The 17,772-nt window shown below is 44.7% G+C and carries 14 protein-coding genes; 9 read left to right on the plus strand and 5 right to left on the minus strand.

Translation table 11 applies throughout. From position 1 onward, the window contains the following. Positions 1–22 precede the first annotated feature (22 nt). Positions 23–1,609 (plus strand): GMC family oxidoreductase, encoded by a 1,587-nt coding sequence (locus L884_RS0102655; protein WP_028766041.1) that lies wholly within the window; start codon positions 23–25, stop codon positions 1,607–1,609. A 38-nt stretch (positions 1,610–1,647) separates the two neighbouring features. On the opposite strand, the gene L884_RS0102660 is transcribed toward L884_RS0102655, so the two are convergent. Together L884_RS0102660 and L884_RS0102665 are read right to left on the minus strand one after the other, a co-directional pair. Beyond that, positions 1,648–2,112, minus strand: a complete 465-nt coding sequence (locus tag L884_RS0102660; protein WP_028766042.1) for a TIGR02444 family protein — start codon at positions 2,110–2,112, stop codon at positions 1,648–1,650. Between the two features lie 64 nt (positions 2,113–2,176). After that, positions 2,177–4,090: an ABC transporter ATP-binding protein gene (locus L884_RS0102665; RefSeq protein WP_028766043.1), complete on the minus strand. Its 1,914-nt coding sequence runs from the start codon at positions 4,088–4,090 to the stop codon at positions 2,177–2,179. 152 nt (positions 4,091–4,242) lie between these two features. Here L884_RS0102665 and L884_RS0102670 point away from each other — a divergent pair, with 152 nt between their 5' ends. From L884_RS0102670 to L884_RS22995, 4 genes are all read left to right on the plus strand, one after another. After that, positions 4,243–4,452, plus strand: coding sequence for a YheV family putative zinc ribbon protein (locus L884_RS0102670; protein WP_037410259.1), 210 nt, complete (start codon positions 4,243–4,245; stop codon positions 4,450–4,452). A 135-nt stretch (positions 4,453–4,587) separates the two neighbouring features. Next, positions 4,588–5,298, plus strand: coding sequence for a DUF3313 domain-containing protein (locus tag L884_RS0102675; RefSeq protein WP_028766045.1), 711 nt, complete (start codon positions 4,588–4,590; stop codon positions 5,296–5,298). A gap of 320 nt (positions 5,299–5,618) precedes the next feature. Beyond that, on the plus strand, positions 5,619–7,028 hold the full coding sequence (dbpA, locus tag L884_RS0102685; RefSeq protein WP_028766046.1) for an ATP-dependent RNA helicase DbpA: 1,410 nt from the start codon (positions 5,619–5,621) through the stop codon (positions 7,026–7,028). A 61-nt stretch (positions 7,029–7,089) separates the two neighbouring features. After that, positions 7,090–7,248, plus strand: coding sequence for a hypothetical protein (locus tag L884_RS22995; RefSeq protein WP_156925640.1), 159 nt, complete (start codon positions 7,090–7,092; stop codon positions 7,246–7,248). 11 nt (positions 7,249–7,259) lie between these two features. Here the strand turns inward: L884_RS22995 and L884_RS0102690 are convergent, their stop codons facing one another. Continuing rightward, complete coding sequence (locus L884_RS0102690; RefSeq protein WP_028766047.1) at positions 7,260–8,822, minus strand: DEAD/DEAH box helicase; 1,563 nt, start codon at positions 8,820–8,822, stop codon at positions 7,260–7,262. 400 nt (positions 8,823–9,222) lie between these two features. On the opposite strand from L884_RS0102690, the gene L884_RS0102695 reads away from it, so the two are divergent. The 4 genes from L884_RS0102695 (at position 9,223) to cydC (ending at position 13,856) form a co-directional block, all read left to right on the plus strand. Further along, entirely contained in the window at positions 9,223–9,423 is a 201-nt protein-coding gene (locus L884_RS0102695) for a DUF3565 domain-containing protein (RefSeq protein WP_028766048.1), read from the plus strand. A 195-nt stretch (positions 9,424–9,618) separates the two neighbouring features. Beyond that, a complete protein-coding gene (locus L884_RS0102700) occupies positions 9,619–9,966 on the plus strand; it encodes a DUF3622 domain-containing protein (RefSeq protein ID WP_028766049.1) in 348 nt (115 codons plus the stop codon). Positions 9,967–10,320: 354 nt separating this feature from the next. Beyond that, on the plus strand, positions 10,321–12,117 hold the full coding sequence (cydD, locus tag L884_RS0102705; protein ID WP_028766050.1) for a heme ABC transporter permease/ATP-binding protein CydD: 1,797 nt from the start codon (positions 10,321–10,323) through the stop codon (positions 12,115–12,117). Next, a complete protein-coding gene (gene cydC / locus L884_RS0102710; RefSeq protein WP_028766051.1) occupies positions 12,117–13,856 on the plus strand; it encodes a heme ABC transporter ATP-binding protein/permease CydC in 1,740 nt (579 codons plus the stop codon). The genes cydD and cydC overlap by 1 nt, the downstream gene beginning before the upstream one ends. Before the next feature lie 53 nt (positions 13,857–13,909). Here cydC and L884_RS0102715 read toward each other — a convergent pair whose 3' ends face one another. Both L884_RS0102715 and L884_RS0102720 read right to left on the minus strand, forming a co-directional pair. Then, positions 13,910–15,790 carry a methyl-accepting chemotaxis protein gene (locus tag L884_RS0102715; protein ID WP_028766052.1) on the minus strand — a complete coding sequence of 627 codons (1,881 nt, stop codon included), beginning with the start codon at positions 15,788–15,790 and terminating at the stop codon, positions 13,910–13,912. An 88-nt stretch (positions 15,791–15,878) separates the two neighbouring features. Then, the gene (locus L884_RS0102720; protein ID WP_028766053.1) at positions 15,879–17,759 is read right to left on the minus strand and encodes a methyl-accepting chemotaxis protein; all 1,881 of its coding nucleotides are present in this window, start codon (positions 17,757–17,759) and stop codon (positions 15,879–15,881) included. Positions 17,760–17,772 lie beyond the last annotated feature (13 nt).

The following is a 17,772-nucleotide window of genomic DNA, read 5'->3' on the forward strand; positions in this document are numbered from 1 at the left end:
ATTGCTGATGAGGCGGTCAACTATGGCAATTAAGGATCCGGTTAAAGCGGGAATCGATTCAGGTTGGGCGCATCTAAATGCAGCTAGCTTAACTGAGAACCAAACATTGGAAGCCGACGTTGTTATTGTTGGCAGTGGTGCTGGTGGCGGTGTTGCGGCTGAGATCCTTACACAAGCTGGTCTATCTGTGATTATCGTTGAGGGAGGGCCGCTTAAATCTTCCAGTGATTTCAATATGGAAGAGCGTCGTGCATATCCTGACTTATATCAACAAGCAGCAGGTATGAAAACGACCGATAAAGCGATAGGTATTTTTCAGGGGCGCGCAGTAGGCGGCTCTACAACTGTCAACTGGACCACATCTATTCGTACACCTGAGCCAGCTCTTGAGTATTGGGCGCAAGCGAAATCGGTACAAGGGTTATCTAAAGCTGAGCTTGAACCTTGGTTCGATAAAATGGAGCAGCGCCTCAATATTAGTGAATGGGCTTATGCGCCTAACCGTAATAACCAAGCGTTAAAACAAGGCTGTGAGCAGCTCGGCTGGGAATACACAGTGATAAAGCGCAATGTGGCGGGCTGTTGGAATACTGGCTATTGTGGCATGGGCTGTCCAGTGAATGCCAAGCAATCTATGCTAGTGACAACTATCCCTTCGGCACTGGAAGCGGGGGCTACTTTGGTCAGCCAAGCTCAAGTGGTCAAGTTGGAACACCATAAAGATAAAATCTTTGCCGTTAAGGCGCAAACCGTCGATGGTAATATGAGACCACTGGGAGTGGAGCTCATGTTTAAGGCCAAGCACTACATCTTAGCGGCAGGCGCCATTCATACGCCAACGATTATGTTGCGGTCTAAGCTGCCAGATCCCCATGAAATAATTGGTAAGCGTACCTTTTTACATCCAACTTTATTGAGCGGTGCGGTATTTTCTGATCCGATTAACGGCCACAGTGGCGCGCCACAATCTATCTATTCTGATGAGTTTGTTTGGCAAGATGGTGCCGACGGTGAGCTGGGCTATAAATTAGAAGTGCCACCTATTCATCCGGTATTAATTGCGTCAAAGACCATAGGTTACGGCCAAAGTCATGCGCAGTTAATGGAAAAGTTTAATCAGCTTCAAGTGACAATTGCTCTGGTGCGCGACGGCTATCATGAAAATAGTCAAGGTGGGCAAGTGAGGCTCACAGATCACGGCAGTACCTTAGATTATCCGCTTACAGATGCATTTTGGCGTGCCGCGAGACGGGCATATGCCAGTATGGCTGAGTTGCAGTTTGCCGCAGGTGCCGAGCAAGTATTACCGATCAGCGAAGGTATGCCGTATTTATCAAGTTGGCAGCAAGCTAAAAAAGCCATTGCAGAGATGGAGTTAGCACCGTTAAAGACCGTAGTCGCGTCAGCGCATGTGATGGGGGGCTGCGCTATGGGAGAAGATCTTAAGTTATCTATGGTAAACAGTTTCGGTGAGTCCCATTACTTCGATAATTTGTCGGTCATGGACGGTTCAATATTTCCAACCAGCTTAGGCGCTAATCCGCAGCTATCTATTTACGGTATCACAGCTAGAAATGCGACTCGCCTAGCAGAAAAGCTAACGGCTTAAATGGTGTTTTATAAAGGCGAGCATAGCTCGCCTTTTTATCACTGCCCTAAGTTTGGGTAGTCTTGGCTATCAAGATTAAATAGTGCTAAATAGCGGCCAATATTGCTCTCAGGCTCAGCTGAACTCACTTCGTTTAATGCCATCGATTTTAGGTTGCGCAGAATTTTTGCCTGAGACTTTCGCTCTAGCATAAGCTCGACATCGAGCATCTGTTGATATTCTGCTTGCTCGAGAGCCGCTTTACTTAATCTTCTTAATTTACGATAGGGTAGTAACAGCTTTTGTTCCCACTGTAACAAAATCTGTTGCAGTTGCTGCCAATTTGATGAGTCGAGTAATTGATGATGGCTGTCGAGCCAAATAGCAAGTAGCAGCAGGTTAACGTTTACTTGATAGTTATCCTGCAGTGTTAGGCAGTTGCTTTGATGTTGCATATAAATGCTATCGCAATCTTGCCAAAGGCTTTGATAAAAGCTGGGATTTAAACTACCCGCAAATGTCATAGGCGAATTATCCTATTTTGAAAAACGAACAAAAAGGGAAGCTTAGCTTCCCTTATTTTTTTTATCAGACTTCAGCGCGTACGCTTTGTTCAATATCTTCGATCTGTTCTTGAATTTCAAGCCACTCCATTTCGCTTTCTTCTAAGCTTTGGGTCAGCGTGGTTCGCTCTGCAAGTACTTGAGTTAGCTTAGCCTTATTATCTGCATCATACAGGCTAGTATCTGCAAGCATATCTTCCAGCTCTTTCAAGCGGTCGTTGGCTTTTTGCTGTTCTTTTTCGAGCTTAGTTTGCACCTTTTTAAGTGGTGATAGTTTTTGTCTAAGCTCTGCTTCTAAGCGCTTTTGTAGTTTCTTGTCTTGCACAGGTTTGCTGCTATCAGGGGCTTCCTCTACCTTTGCAGCCGCTTTAGCAGCATCGAGTAGCCACTGATGATAATCATCAAGATCACCTTCAAAGCTTTTAACTTCGCCTTGATCGACTAAGTAGTAGTCGCTGCAGCTTAATCGCAATAAGTGCCTATCGTGGGATACGATAATCATTGCACCTTCAAAGGTTTGCAAGGCCATGGTCAGTGCATGACGCATCTCTAAGTCTAAGTGGTTAGTTGGTTCATCGAGAAGCAATAGATTAGGGCGTTGCCACACAAGTAATGCCAGCACTAAACGGGCTTTTTCACCACCAGAGAAAGGTCTTACTGGCGATAGAGCCATATCACCATTAAAGCCGTAACCGCCTAAGAAGTTACGTAACTCTTGCTCTCTAGCGTTAGGTGCAAGGCGCACTAAATGTTGCAGCGGCGAGTCATCTAAACTTAAAAACTCCAACTGATGCTGAGCAAAGTAACCAATGTTGAGCCCTGGGTTAGTTTCATACTTACCTTGCATTGGCGATAGCTCGCCAGAAAGTAGTTTTACTAAAGTAGACTTACCGGCACCATTGCGGCCAAGTAAGCCGATACGAGCGCCCGGCACTAAGTTTAAGTGCACTTTTTTAAGAATTTCAGTTTCGCCATAACCGATAGAGACTTGCTCCATGGTAACAAGTGGATTCGGTAGGGCTTCAGGTTCTCTAAAGGCCATTGAAAACGGACTATCGGCCTGAGAAGGTAACAACTCAGTCATTCGTTCAAGGGCCTTTAAGCGGCTTTGTGCTTGCTTAGCCTTACTGGCTTTGTAGCGGAAGCGATCAACAAAAGATTGCATATGGGCACGCTCTTTTTGTTGACGCTCAAAGGCAACTTGTTGCTGCGCCATACGCTCAGCTCGAATACGCTCAAATGAGGTATAGTTACCCTTGTAGTAGTTAAGCTTAGTGTTTTCAACATGAACGATTTCATCAACAATACCGTCGATAAAGTCTCGGTCGTGGCTGATCAGAATTAAGGTTCCTTGGTAAGCTTTTATCCAACCTTCTAACCAATACATGGTATCTAAGTCTAGGTGGTTGGTTGGTTCATCGAGTAACAATAAATCTGAGCGACATAATAGTGCTTGGGCCAAGTTAAGGCGCATACGCCAACCACCAGAAAAGCTCTTTACTGGGTTGCTTTGTTCTTGCTCGCTAAAGCCTAAACCAGCTAGCAAGCTGGCAGCACGTGAACGAATAGTATAGCCGCCAATTGCATCAATTTTGCCGTGAAGCAATGCAATATTATGACCGTCATCTGCCTCTTGAGCTGTATGTAGCTGAGCTTCTAATTCGCGATATTCAGCATCACCATCAATAACATATTCAATGGCTGAAACTTCTAGCGCTGGGGTTTCCTGAGCAACCGTGGCAATTTGCCAGCCGCTTGGCATGCTGAACTCGCCTTTATCTAGGCTGATTTTGCCCATGATTAAAGCCAGTAGAGAAGACTTTCCGCAACCATTGGCGCCGACTAAACCGACTTTATGCCCTGGATAAACAGTTAACGAGGTTTCATCGAGCAAGGTTTTCGAGCCACGAATGAGTTGAGCTTGAGTGATGGTGATCATTGAAGTTGGCTTAAAGTCAGAGAAGTAGCAAATAGTGGGAACAGATAATAGCCCAGAACCTATGGCCACTTCTATGGTGTACGCCATAAAACTGCGGTCATTGGTTAACTTTTATGGCAAAATGTGCTGATACGAAGATAGGAATTTACATCATGACAATAACAACTAAAAAAGTGAAAAAGCGTTTTGTTGCAGGGGCTAAATGCCCAAAGTGCCATACAAAAGAGTCAATCGTATTGTTTAAAGAAAACGGTATTGAAACCGTTGAATGTGTTGATTGCGATTATCGAGAGCAGCAAACAGAGGCTAAAGTAGCGAAAAAAGCCACTGGTGCAGTGATTGGTGTATTTACGCCAGATTAAACCACCGAATAGATACCAAGCATTACCAGAAGTGTACAGCTGTGTATTTTGCTGTATCTTATTTGAATGTTAGGGTAAAATTTGCTCACCATTTGCTAGCGATAAGGCTGGCTTATTTGAAAGGTGAGCAAAATCATGATTATCCCCCGCATACTTCTGCTGAGTTTGGCCCTGTTTTTGACGGGCTGTGGCAGCATTCAAGATTACCGTAACTCACAAATGTTCACGACATTTGATGACTTTCGTCCAGGACCTGTTGGTGGCAGTGACTTGGTTTGGGCGCAGCCAAAAATCAACAGTGTGAACGATCTTAATGTCATTTTAGATGAGTACGACAACATCATTGTCGACCAAGCTTGGCTGGTGCTCGATGATAAAACCCGTTACGACAATCTAGATGACACAGATATTGTTGCAGTATCGGATTATCTAATTAGCCAAATAAAACTTAAAGCTAGTCAGCGATTTAATGTCATTACTCAGACGGAGCTTGAGCAAGCAAATCGCACTGACGAAGGAGCGAAAACACTGAGGGTAAGCGTTGCATTAACCAATATTGAAACCCCAAATCCGATTTTAGCTGTTACCAGTAGTATTTTGCCTTTCGGTTTAGGGATTTCTAGCATATCTAAAGTCGTAACTGGTGAGCATACCAATGTCGGCAGTGCGACTATTGAGTTGATGATTAGTGATGCCACAACAGGTAAGCCTATTGTGGCTGTGATAGATCGTAAAGCGGGGAGTAAAGATTTTAGCACCATGATTGACTCAACCGACGATGCAAGAGACGCCGTAGATTGGTGGGTAGCGCGCTTAGGCGCAACGCTGCGCGGTGAGAACTTGTAATCGCAGTGTGAGCTATGCTTTCGTAGATTACTGGTTGTTATGTCAGCTTTAAATTATGGAGGAGTTGCTGGCAAGCTTTGGCGTAGACCAACTATTTATTGGTTATCCTTTATTGAGCATGCTGCAACTAAAAGAATAACTGCTACAATAGCGCGCTATAATTTATACCGATAGCAAACGACAGCCCCTAATCTCGATAATTTAGCGCCCTGTCACCATGATTTTATCACTGCAGCACAAGATTTGATGAGCCTTAGCAAGGTATTGAGTCCTATAGGGGAAACCGCCCTGAACAGCAGTGAATACTTAGGAAAGATACTTTGACTCAAACAGTCCAAAATACCGATGCTCAAGCGCCATTCTCAAGCCTTAACCTTAAGACTGAGCTGTTAGATAACCTCAAGACCATGGGTTATGACACCATGACCCCTATTCAAGCGCAAAGCTTACCAGCGATCCTTAATGGTGAAGATGTTATCGGTCAAGGTAAGACGGGATCAGGTAAGACTGCTGCCTTTGGTTTGGGCTTGCTGCATAAGCTAGATGTTAAACGTTTCCGTATTCAATCTTTAGTCTTATGCCCAACGCGCGAGCTTGCCGACCAAGTTGCTAAAGAGATCCGTACTCTTGCACGGGGCATTCATAACATTAAAGTGTTAACCCTATGTGGTGGCGTGCCGATGGGACCGCAAATTGGCTCGCTAGAACACGGCGCACATATTATTGTGGGTACACCGGGTCGTATTATTGATCATCTCGATCGCGGTCGCTTAGATCTTGAAAACGTTAATACGCTGGTGCTTGATGAAGCCGATCGCATGTTAGAGATGGGCTTCCAAGTTGAACTTGAAGGTATTATGGAGCGGATGCCTATTGAGCGTCAGACCCTTTTGTTTAGTGCGACTTTCCCTGAACAGATCCAGTCGATTGCGGATAAAATTATGTTCAAGCCTGTAATGGTTAAAGTGGCTTCAACCCATGCGACCAGCAGTATTGAGCAGCACTTTTATCAAGTCGGTAATAATAACGATCGTATGCGAGGGCTAAAACTCTTGTTACTACAGTATCGTCCTGAAAGTGCCGTGGTATTTTGTAATACCAAGCGTGAAACCAAAGATGTGGCTGCGCAGCTGCGAAATGACGGCTTTAGTGTAGTGGCATTACATGGCGATCTTGAGCAGCGTGATCGCGATGTGACCTTATTGCAGTTTGCTAATAAGAGTGTATCTATCATGGTCGCAACCGATGTTGCCGCCCGTGGTCTGGATATTGATGCCTTAGATGCAGTGATTAATTACCACGTGGCTTATGATACTGAGGTACATATTCACCGTATCGGTCGTACTGGCCGCGCGGGTAGCAAAGGCTCAGCACACACTTTTTACAATGATGAAGATGGCTACAAGATTGCACTTTTGGAAGATTATTTAGAGCGCGATATTGTGAATGAAGCACTGCCACCTGAAAGTTTGCTGGGGACTTTTCCTGTTCAGCCAGTAATGACCACACTGCAAATTGATGGCGGTAAAAAGCAAAAATTACGTCCGGGTGATATTTTAGGCGCACTAACCGGTGAAAACGGCATTCAGGGTAGTGAAGTCGGTAAGATCAAAATTACCGATATCCGCGCTTATGTTGCAGTTAACCGTAAAGTGGCCAAGAAGGCGCTCAATAAAATTACCAATGGTAAGCTGAAGGGCCGTTCATACCGCGCTTGGGAATTGCGTTAAACGACTATTGTAATAATAAAAAGCAGCGCCAAGGCGCTGCTTTTTTGTGTCTGGAACACTTATGCCAAGACCCATGGATGGTTCGTCTTGGTATTTGTGTCTGGAACACTTATGCCAAGACCCATGGATGGTTCGTCTTGGTATTTGTGTCTGGAACACTTATGCCAATGACTTAAACCAATGCCGGGATAGCAAAAGCTGCAGCCTTGATATCCAATAGGCATTCAATCGTTATTGGTTACTATTGCTTGGTTTGTTAGCTGCTCGGTTAGCGTGAGCATTTCTGTTGCGATTAACCTGAGAGCGACGTTGAGCCGTTGGCTTACCTTGGTTGCGTTCTGCACTGTTAGAACTTGAACCCGTGTTATTAGCGCTTGGGCGGCGTTGACGCCTTGGCTTGCTTGGTTGTGCATCGGCGCTTGGCTGGTGGCCTGTAGTCATTTCACCGCGGCGCTGGCCATCGTTGTGAGCGCTTTTAGCTCTAGTGTGTTGTTTGCTATCTTGAGTATTAGCTTGGCGACGCGCATGAGCAGGCTTATTGCTGGCTGCAGAGTTTGAATCTTTATTTGGATTGCGTGAGCGCCCATTGCCACGGTTGTTATTGCGTGGACCTTTATTTTGGCCGTGAGACTTAGGGGTTAAATCTGTTTCTAGCAGTTTGTAGCTCGGCTCATAACCTTCAATGATACGGCGTTCTAGGTTTTGCTTAATCAACAGCTCAATATCGCGCAGTAGCTTAATTTCTTCATCACTTACCAATGATACAGCATGGCCAGATGCGCCAGCACGACCGGTACGGCCAATACGATGTACATAATCTTCAGGAACATTGGGAAGATCGAAGTTAACCACTTGCGGCAGTTGGTCAATATCAAGGCCGCGAGCTGCAATATCAGTAGCAACCAGTACTCTTACGGCACCGCTCTTAAAGTCAGCTAGGGCTCGTGTTCTTGCGCCTTGACTCTTGTTGCCATGGATCGCGGCTGCAGTAATGTCTTTAGCCTCTAGATTTTTAGCGAGACGGTTAGCTCCGTGTTTGGTGCGGCTAAATACCAGCACTTGTTGCCAGTTATTTTGTTTAATCAGTTTTACCAATACCGCAGCTTTTTGCCCTTTATCTACAGGGCAGATCCACTGTTTTACTGTGTTGGCTGTAGCGTTGCGTGGCGTGACAGAGATCTCCACAGGATTATTGACTAAACCTTTCGCAAGCTGACGGATCTCATCGGAAAAAGTTGCCGAAAACATAAGGTTTTGGCGTTTTGCTGGCAATATGGCTAACACTTTTTTGATGTCGTGAATAAAGCCCATATCTAGCATGCGGTCTGCTTCATCAAGTACCAGCACTTCAAGCTGATTAAAGCTCAAAGCGCGTTGATTATATAGGTCAAGTAGGCGACCAGGTGTTGCCACTAAAATATCAACACCGCGATTAAGTTTAGTAATTTGCGGGCCAATACCGACACCACCAAATACAACGGCTGACTTTAACGGTAGATGTTTACCGTATGTATCTACGCTTTCGCCGACTTGAGCAGCAAGCTCGCGTGTTGGTGTTAGAACCAAAGCGCGCACCTGTTTTGCAGTCGCTTTATTGCCTTTTGAAAGTCGTTCTAACAGTGGCAAGGTAAAGCCAGCTGTTTTACCGGTACCGGTTTGTGCGGCGGCCATGACATCTTTACCTTCTAACACAGCCGGAATAGCTTGTGCTTGGATTGGCGAAGGAGTGTTATAACCTTTGTTGGCAACGGCTTTCAAAATTTGGGCTGATAGGCCCAGTGAGGCAAAACTCATAGATAGGTCTCATTTCGGCTGCGAAATAGGCGTTAAAGTGCGACTGGCAGCGGTTTAAGGGGGCCTGCTGATGCTGGCGGCCGTGCAGCTTACAGCATCTACTTAAAAAGCGCTAATTATTAAACAATCAGTTGCTAAATAATCAAATTGACTCGAACGCGCTATTTTGTCAGTACAACGGCAAACATGGGTACTGAGTCAGCACCAAACAGTGTGAAGTGATAACTGTTAACGGCATAAATTGACAAATTTAGTAAAAATCTATCGATTGTGTGAATTTTAGTCGATTAAAAGATGTTGTTTCAGCGCTGCACGTGTTAATCTCGCGCCCCTGAAAGTTCATCTTCCAATTTTTACCAGCAAAATCTAGGTACATTACGGCCTAAATCGGCGGTTTGCCATGCAACAAGCTATCGTTAGTTATCATAAAGATGATGAAGATCATTGGGTTGCTAATTTGTCTTGCGGTCATTCGCAGCATGTTCGTCATCGTCCCCCATGGGAAGTACGGCATTGGGTAACCAGCCAGCAAGGCAGAGATGCCATGCTAGGTTATAATCTGCACTGCAAGCTGTGTGAACTGATTTTGGAAATGGAGTAAATCGTGTAGTGATTTAGGTGATCCTTACTTCGCGATTTAGTAACAGAATTATGAACGTGAGAGTGATACTTAGGGTGTTGGTCTTGCGTATTGATTGAACCACAAGTTGTTTCCAGACGCTTTTATTACTGGGCGCTGTAAACAGACAGGCTGTTTGGTTCAAGTATTAGCATTATTGTTAGGATAAAAAGTAACATGACACAAACTAAGAAGTATGATTTTCGCGTAGTTGCCGAAGGGGCAACTTGGACTGGCCAAATCACTCGTCGTCAAACTGCAAGAAAGATCGTAGTTTCTAAAGCTAAGAAAGGTTTCGAAACTGAAGCGCAGGCACAAGCATGGAGCGAAACCGAGCTTAAGTCATTCTTAGAAAACTTGATTAAGCGTAACGAGCGTAAAGCTAAGGCACGTGAAGAACGCAACGAAGCTGCTGAAGCAAAAGAGCTTGCCGCTGATGCATGGCGTAGCGCACGCCCAAGTAAAAATTCAGGCTACGACTTTGATGAAGATAACCTAGATTACGAGTCTGACTCAGAAGGTTAATCTTCTCTCGTAAGCTAATTTGTTTAAGCGATAGCTAAATAAACTCAAAAACCGCAATAAGCCTAGCTTGTTGCGGTTTTTTTATGTCCTACATAGTTAGGCTTGTTTATTTTGTGAACACTGATTTATTGATCTAGCTCAATTTTTGTGAGTCTGATAACAATTAATGCATTGCTGTTTTATTCTGCGATTAATGCCTGCGATACTGAGGTATTGCATGGTGTTTTCATGGTGTTACATAAGCTAAATAGATTGAACTTACGTCAGTCGATAAAGTCTTTAAAACATGCTTTTTGCTCAAGTTAGATGCAACGCATTTAACTCTCCTTCTTGTTGTAGTTAATCTGGAATAACATGGATAAAACAGTAGAAAAAAAACTCACTAAATGGTTAAAGCTGCAGAAAAAAGCATGTGGCTTTTATCTGAATCTGTCGGTTTTTTTCGGGGTGTTAATAGGGCTTAGTTTGATGTGTCAGGCATGGTTAATCGCCACTGTACTGCAAGGGATCATCATTGATGAGCTACCGAAGAGTGACTTTATTGACCACTTCTGGGCCCTGTTGATATTAACTGTGGTGCGCGGTGTACTGGCGTTTGCTCGAGAGCGAGCAAGTTTTCAAGCGGGGGCTAAGCTCAGAATACAGATGCGCGCAGCGGTTCTCGATAAACTCGCCCAGTTAGGGCCTGCGTTTATTAAAGGTAAACCTGCTGGAAGTTGGGCCAGTATCGTGCTTGAGCAAGTGGAAGATCTGCAAGACTTTTACGCTCGTTATCTACCGCAAGTTGTATTGGCGGGTTTTATTCCACTGATTATCTTAGTTGCTGTTTTCCCGATTAACTGGGCGGCTGGCTTGATTTTATTAGCCACGGCACCGCTTATCCCAATGTTTATGATTTTGGTTGGCATGGGGGCCGCTGACGCCAACCGTAAAAACTTTAGTGCTTTAGCACGGTTAAGTGGTCACTTTATGGATAGGCTCAAAGGCTTGTCGACGCTGAAATTATTTGATCAGGGCGAGAAAGAAGCCAGAGTGATAAAAAAGGCGTCAGAGGAGTTTCGAGAGCGCACCATGGCTGTGTTACGTATGGCGTTTTTAAGTTCTGCAGTGCTTGAATTTTTTGCCGCTGTATCGATTGCCGTTATGGCAGTGTACTTTGGTTTTAGTTATTTACACCATCTCGACTTTGGCCATTATGGCGCACCAATTAGCTTATTCACGGGCTTGTTTGTGTTGATTTTAGCGCCAGAGTTTTACCAGCCATTGCGTGATATGGGCACGCATTATCATGCTAAAGCTCAGGCCATTGGCGCTGCAGAAGAGTTAATGACATTACTTGATCACCCTAGTGAGCAACTGGGTGGTGATAAACAAGTTAATGGCGATATACAGATTGAAGCCAAAGACCTATCGGTTTATAGCTTAGATGGCAGCTTACTGTTAGGGCCGATTAGCTTTGAAGTCGGCGCCCATGAACACGTTGCTGTTGTCGGTCCGAGCGGTGCCGGTAAAACCAGTTTGCTCAATGCCTTGTTAGGTTTTTTACCTTATCAAGGTCAGTTACTGATAAACGGGACTGAGCTTAAACAGTTATCACTTAGTGATTGGCGTAAGCATATAGCTTGGTTAGGCCAAGAACCGCAGTTATTCCATGGCAGCTTAAGAGAGAATGTCGCGATGGGGCGAGAGCTGACTGATAGTGAGATTTTGTCATTACTAAGCAAAGCGCAAATCGTAGAGCTTGCAGAGCAGCAAGCACAAGGGCTTGATTATCCTATTCAAGAACAAACAGCTGGGCTGTCTGTAGGTCAGGCGCAACGCATTGCGCTTGCTCGGGCGTTAGCGCAACAAGCGCAATTATTTGTTCTTGATGAACCAACCGCAAGTTTAGACAGTTTAAGTGAGCAAGCGGTGCAGGCTACGCTAACAGAAGCCACAATTGGCAAGGCATGCATCATGGTGACTCACAGACTCGAGAATTTGAGCGCAATGGATAAAATCTTAGTTATCGATAAGGGAGCACTGGTACAGCAAGGTAGTTATCAAGCCTTACTTACACAGTCTGGTACCTTCAAACAGATGCTTGATGAAGCAAACAGTGTCAGTGAGTTTGATATTGATGCGAGCGAACCAGTAACAGGAGATAACTAATGAAAGCGCTATTTCCTTATATTAAACGCTTCAAAAGCCAATGGTTTATGATGTTTATTGGCTTGTTCTTAAGTGTGACCACTTTGATGGCCGGTATTGGCTTGTTGTCGTTATCTGGCTGGTTTTTATCTGCTACTGCAGTAGCTGGATTAAGCGTTTTAACGGCGCAAACATTTAACTACTTTACCCCTGCTGGTGGCGTGCGTTTTTTATCAATCGTCCGTACCGCAAGCCGATATGGTGAGCGGCTTGCTACCCATGAGGCCACCTTTAGCTTACTAACCGATCTGCGCTGTTGGGTATGGAATAAGTTATTGCCGCTCAGTGCTAAAAACCTTCAAGGCGTGCGTCAAGGCGACTTACTTAATCGCTTAGTTGCAGATATCGACACTTTAGATCATCTGTATTTACGCCTAATTACCCCGCTAGCGGCATCTTTGTTGATGACGTTAGCGCTGTACTTTTTTGTTGGTCATTTTGACCCTGAGCTTGCACGTATACTTTGTAGCGTCTTGTTAGCGATATGGGTTTTATTGCCAACGACTTTTTACTTTCTTGGCCGAAAGCCGGGAATGACACAGTTAGAAACAAAACGTGTGCTTAGAGTGCAATTACTTGAGTATATTCAAGGACAAGCAGAGCTGACTTTATTTGGTGCACAGCAGGCCTATAGAGCACGCTTAGAGCAAGCACAAACTGCAATGATAAGCAGTCAAAATGCCATGAACCGTGTAACAGCACTTAGCCAAGCTTGCTTGATTTTATGTCATGGTTTTGCGGTGTTGCTAATGCTATATCTGGCGGCGTCTGGGGTAGGTACAGCGGTGCCGCCGGGGCCAAGATTGGCGATGATAGTCTTTTTAACTATGGCAACCATTGAAATGATGATGCCGTTAGCTGGGGCGTTTCAGCATCTATCAGCGTGCACTGCTGCAGCGACACGACTCAATGAAGTGGTTGAGCAAGCACCTAGTGTAACCTTTGCAAATGATCCATGCAGTGATGTTACAGCGGGCAAGATTAGCTTCAGTAATATTGATTTTGCTTACAATGAGCAACACCAAGTGCTTAACGGCCTCAATCTTGAAATCGCAGCAGGACAAAAGGTGGCGTTACTTGGGCAAACAGGTTGCGGTAAGTCGAGTCTGTTATCACTACTGACTCGAGAGTGGTTACCTACTCAAGGCAAAGTCAGTATCGATGATAAAGATGCTGGACTATACAGTGAGCAACAATTGCGACAATCAATGTCGGTAGTGAGTCAGCGGATTTATCTGTTTAGCGGCACACTGCGGGATAATTTGGCTTTGGCCATTACAGGTTTTACGCGTAAAGATGATGACAAACTGATTGCGGTACTTAACAAAGTCGGTCTAGAAAGCTTACTGCAAGGTGATAAGCCGTTAGATACTTGGTTAGGAGAGGGCGGTCGTCAGCTATCAGGCGGTGAGCAGCGTCGTATTGGTGTGGCGCGAGCACTACTTAGAGATGCGCCTATCCTACTTCTTGACGAGCCAACAGAGGGACTAGATAAGCGCACTGAGCGCGAGATCTTACGGTTACTATTTGAATTTGCGACTGATAAAACCATGTTGATGATCAGCCATCGTTTAACGGCAATGAACAAAATGGATTGCATTCATTTGATGGAGCAGGGCGTGATCCGTGTTAGCGGCAGTCATACAGACTTGCTCGCGAACGATAGCTATTACGCGAGTCTATTTAAGCGTTTAGGCTAGCCTTAAAATCACGATACGAAAAAGCCCAGTCACTGACTGGGCTTTTTTAATATCTAAATGGTAAAGCGGGACACGCGTTCATTTAAATCATTAGAGGTACTTAACATAACTTGGGCGTTATCACTCACCTCTTGGGTCTGGGCTGACAACTGATGTGAAGTTTCACTGATCCCCTGAGTGTTACGGCTAATATCATCAGAAACGGCGCGCTGTTCTTCTGCGGCACTGGCAATTTGGGTTGCCATGTCAGTGATCTCGGTAATTGATTCGGTGATCCGCACTAAGCTCTGTTTTGCTTGCTCCGCTAATTCAACACTGTTATCGGCAATTTCGGTACTTGATTGCATTGAGGCTACGGCCTGCTGGCTGTTTTGCTGCAAGGTCGTGATCATGTTGCGGATCTCTTCGGTAGAGTCCTGAGTGCGATGGCTAAGCACTCTTACTTCATCGGCAACGACAGCAAAACCACGGCCTTGCTCGCCGGCACGTGCAGCCTCAATCGCAGCATTGAGTGCAAGCAAGTTGGTTTGTTCTGCAATGGCTTGGATTGTTGATAAAATAGTATTGATTTGCGTGACATTGGCTTCTAGGGCTGCAACAACTTGTGAAGCGTCACCAAGTTGCATTGAAAGCTGTTCAATTGACTCGCTATTTTTGCTGATCACATCATTACCTTCAATACAGGCTTGGGTTGATACCTGTGCTGCATTGGCGGTCATTTCTGCATGGTTTGCCACTTCACTAGCCGTAGCTGACATTTCATGAATTGCAGTAGCAATTTGGTCTACATCTTGATGCTGTGCATTGACACCATTGCTAGCTTGGGCGGCAATATCTGATGAGTCATGGATCTGTTTGATCAGTTGTTCGGTATCGTTAGAAATTGCTTTAATCATTTGCTGTAAACTTTCGATAAAGCGATTCATATGGCGCTCAAGCTCACCAATCTCATCGGTGCGATCTGCGGCAAAGCGTTGGGTCAAATCACCGTGACCATTAGATAAGGTTTCGATAGCTTTAGTGAGTTGTTGTAGTGGTTTAAACATACTATTTACGACTAAAGAAGCGATGATCAAGATGATCAATGCCAACACCGCCACAGCGAAGATCGATTGCAGTACTTGCTCTTCAATGGCTTCATAGGCCAAGGCTTTATCTTCAACCACACCCAGAGTCCAGGCTGTGCCTTGTAACGGGGTTAAGCGCAGCAGTTTGTCGCTTCTGTCGTGCCACTCTATTGTCACTAACTCGCCACTATTACGCAGTGCGGCAATCTTTGTCGACGTTAGTTGGTTCGCTAAACGGCTGGCGTTTTGCTGGGCGTAGTTGCTGTCGCGAAATGCCAGAATGTTATTATTTTCGTCAAGTAAGAACGCAAAGCCGGCGTTATCGATATTCAGCTCGCTGATCTGCTTGGTGATGTAAGCAATACTTAAGTCTGCTGCAAGCACACCGTTAAGTTCGCCGTGAAAGCGTTTTGCTAAGGTGACAACGGTATCACCTGAAAGATCGACATAAGGCAAGGTGGTAATAATCTGAGCAGCATTAAATGCATCTTGATACCAAGGCCGAGTGCGACCATCGAAATCAGCTGGTATATTCACATTCTTATCGCCAGAAATGACTAATCCGGTCTCCAAGCCCATATACAAGTTAATAAAGCCACCAGATTCAATGCCGAGCTCTAGTTGTGCTGCATCGCTAATGCCTTGGCTTATGCGTGTCTCACTGGCATTGATGATATTTTTCTTACTTTCTAACCAGCTAAAAATATTACTGCTGACAGATTCGGCTTGTAAATTGAAACGATCTGCAATCGCTTGTTCAGTATTGTTTTGCAGTTGATTTGTAGAAATAAACGCTAGGGTTACTGTTATCGTCAAGATAATAAGTAAAACGGCAACTTGGATCTTTTGCTTGATGGTAAGGTTCATTTTGTACTTTTAGTTAGTAGCGTAAGTAGGTTAGAAAGCGACTAAAAGCCCCTTTTGCTAAAGGGGCTTCTACTTTTGTAGGTCTGGGTTAAATTTTGAAGCGTGATACGCGATCGTTGAGCTCACCTGATGTACGTAGCATCATTTGTGCATTGTCGCTAACTTCTTGTGTCTGATAAGCCAGCTCATTAGAGGTATCGTTAATGGCTTGGGTGTTACGACTGATATCTTCTGATACCGCGCGTTGCTCTTCTGCTGCGCTTGCAATTTGTGTTGCCATATCATTGATTTCAGTAATAGAGCTAGTGATACTCGCTAAGCTCTGCTTAGCTTGATTAGCAAATTCAACACTGGATTTTGCAATATCGGTGCTTGAAGCCATAGATGATACCGCTTGCTGGCTATTTTGCTGCAAGGTGGCGATCATGGTTCTGATCTCTTCGGTAGAGTCTTGAGTTCGGTGACTCAGTACACGTACTTCATCGGCGACTACTGCAAAGCCACGACCTTGTTCACCAGCTCGCGCAGCTTCAATCGCCGCGTTTAGCGCCAGCAGGTTTGTTTGCTCGGCAATGGCTTGAATCGTCGATAGGATCTGGTTAATGTCAGTTGCATTCTTCTCTAGTGCTGATACCACCATTGATGCGTCACCAAGTTGCATTGATAACTGCTCAATAGATTCGCTGTTTTTACTGATAACATCGCTGCCTTCAATACAGGCTTGAGTTGAAATTTGTGCTGCATTGGCGGTCATCTCTGCATGGTTTGCCACTTCGCTAGCGGTTGCAGACATTTCATGAATAGCTGTCGCTATCTGATCAACATCTTGATGTTGGCCGTTCACGCCAGCACTGGCTTTTGCTGCAATGTCAGAAGATTCATTAATCTGTTTAATCAATTGCTCGGTATCGGCTGAAATAGCCTTAACCATTAACTGTAAGCTTTCTAAAAAGCGGTTCATATGCGTTTCAAGTAAGCCGATTTCATCTTGCTTACGTGCTGAAAAACGTTGAGTCAAATCACCATTGCCTTTTGATAATGTTTCAATGGCACTGGTCAGTTGCTGCAGTGGTTTGAACATATGGTTAACGGTCAATGAGGCCAAGATTAAAATGAGCAATGCTAATACCGCAACAACCGATAATGATTGCAGTACTTGTTGCTCAATGGCGGCATAAGCTAACGATCTATCTTCAACGATACCTAAAGTCCACTTAGTGCCTTGTAAGTTGGTGAGGCGTAGCAGTTTGTCACTGCCGTCGTGCCACTTAATCGTGGTGATTTCACCTTGGTTAAGTAGGCTATCCATATAAGCTGGGGTGAGCGATTTTGCTAGGCGAGTTGCATCTTGTTGGGCATAGCTGCTATCGCGAAAGGCTAAAATCTTATTGTTTTCATCAAGTAAAAACGCAAAACCTGCATTATCAATATTGAGGTTATTAATTTGCTCAGTGATGTAGCTAATGCTTAAGTCTGCTGCAAGTACACCATTCATAACACCGTTAAAACGCTGAGCTAAGGTCACTACTGGTGCGCCAGTAATATCAATGTATGGCGGTGTGGCAATCATCTCATTGCTGTTATAAGCCAGCTTATACCAAGGACGAGTACGGGGATCGTAATCCTCTGGCCATGGTTGGGTCTTATCGCCTGAGATAATATCGCCGGTGTCGAAGCCGGCATAAACATCAATAAAGCCACCGCCGTTAAGGGTTAAAAGTAACTCTCTGTCACTATCGTGACCGCGACTAATTCTGTCTTCATTGGCGATAATGATTCGGCGTTTGTCTTCAAGCCAGCTAAAAATATTATTGCTTACAGCCTCAGCATGCAGTCGAAAGCGATCGGCAATGGCGATCTCTGTATCTTGAGTGAGTTGGCGAGTGGATATACCTGCTAAGGTAGTACTAATCACGATAATGATAATGAGTACTGCCAGTTGGATCTTGTTCTTTATTGTAAGATTCATTTTCTTTATCACT

The organism is Shewanella fidelis ATCC BAA-318, from assembly GCF_000518605.1.
Taxonomy (GTDB): domain Bacteria; phylum Pseudomonadota; class Gammaproteobacteria; order Enterobacterales; family Shewanellaceae; genus Shewanella; species Shewanella fidelis.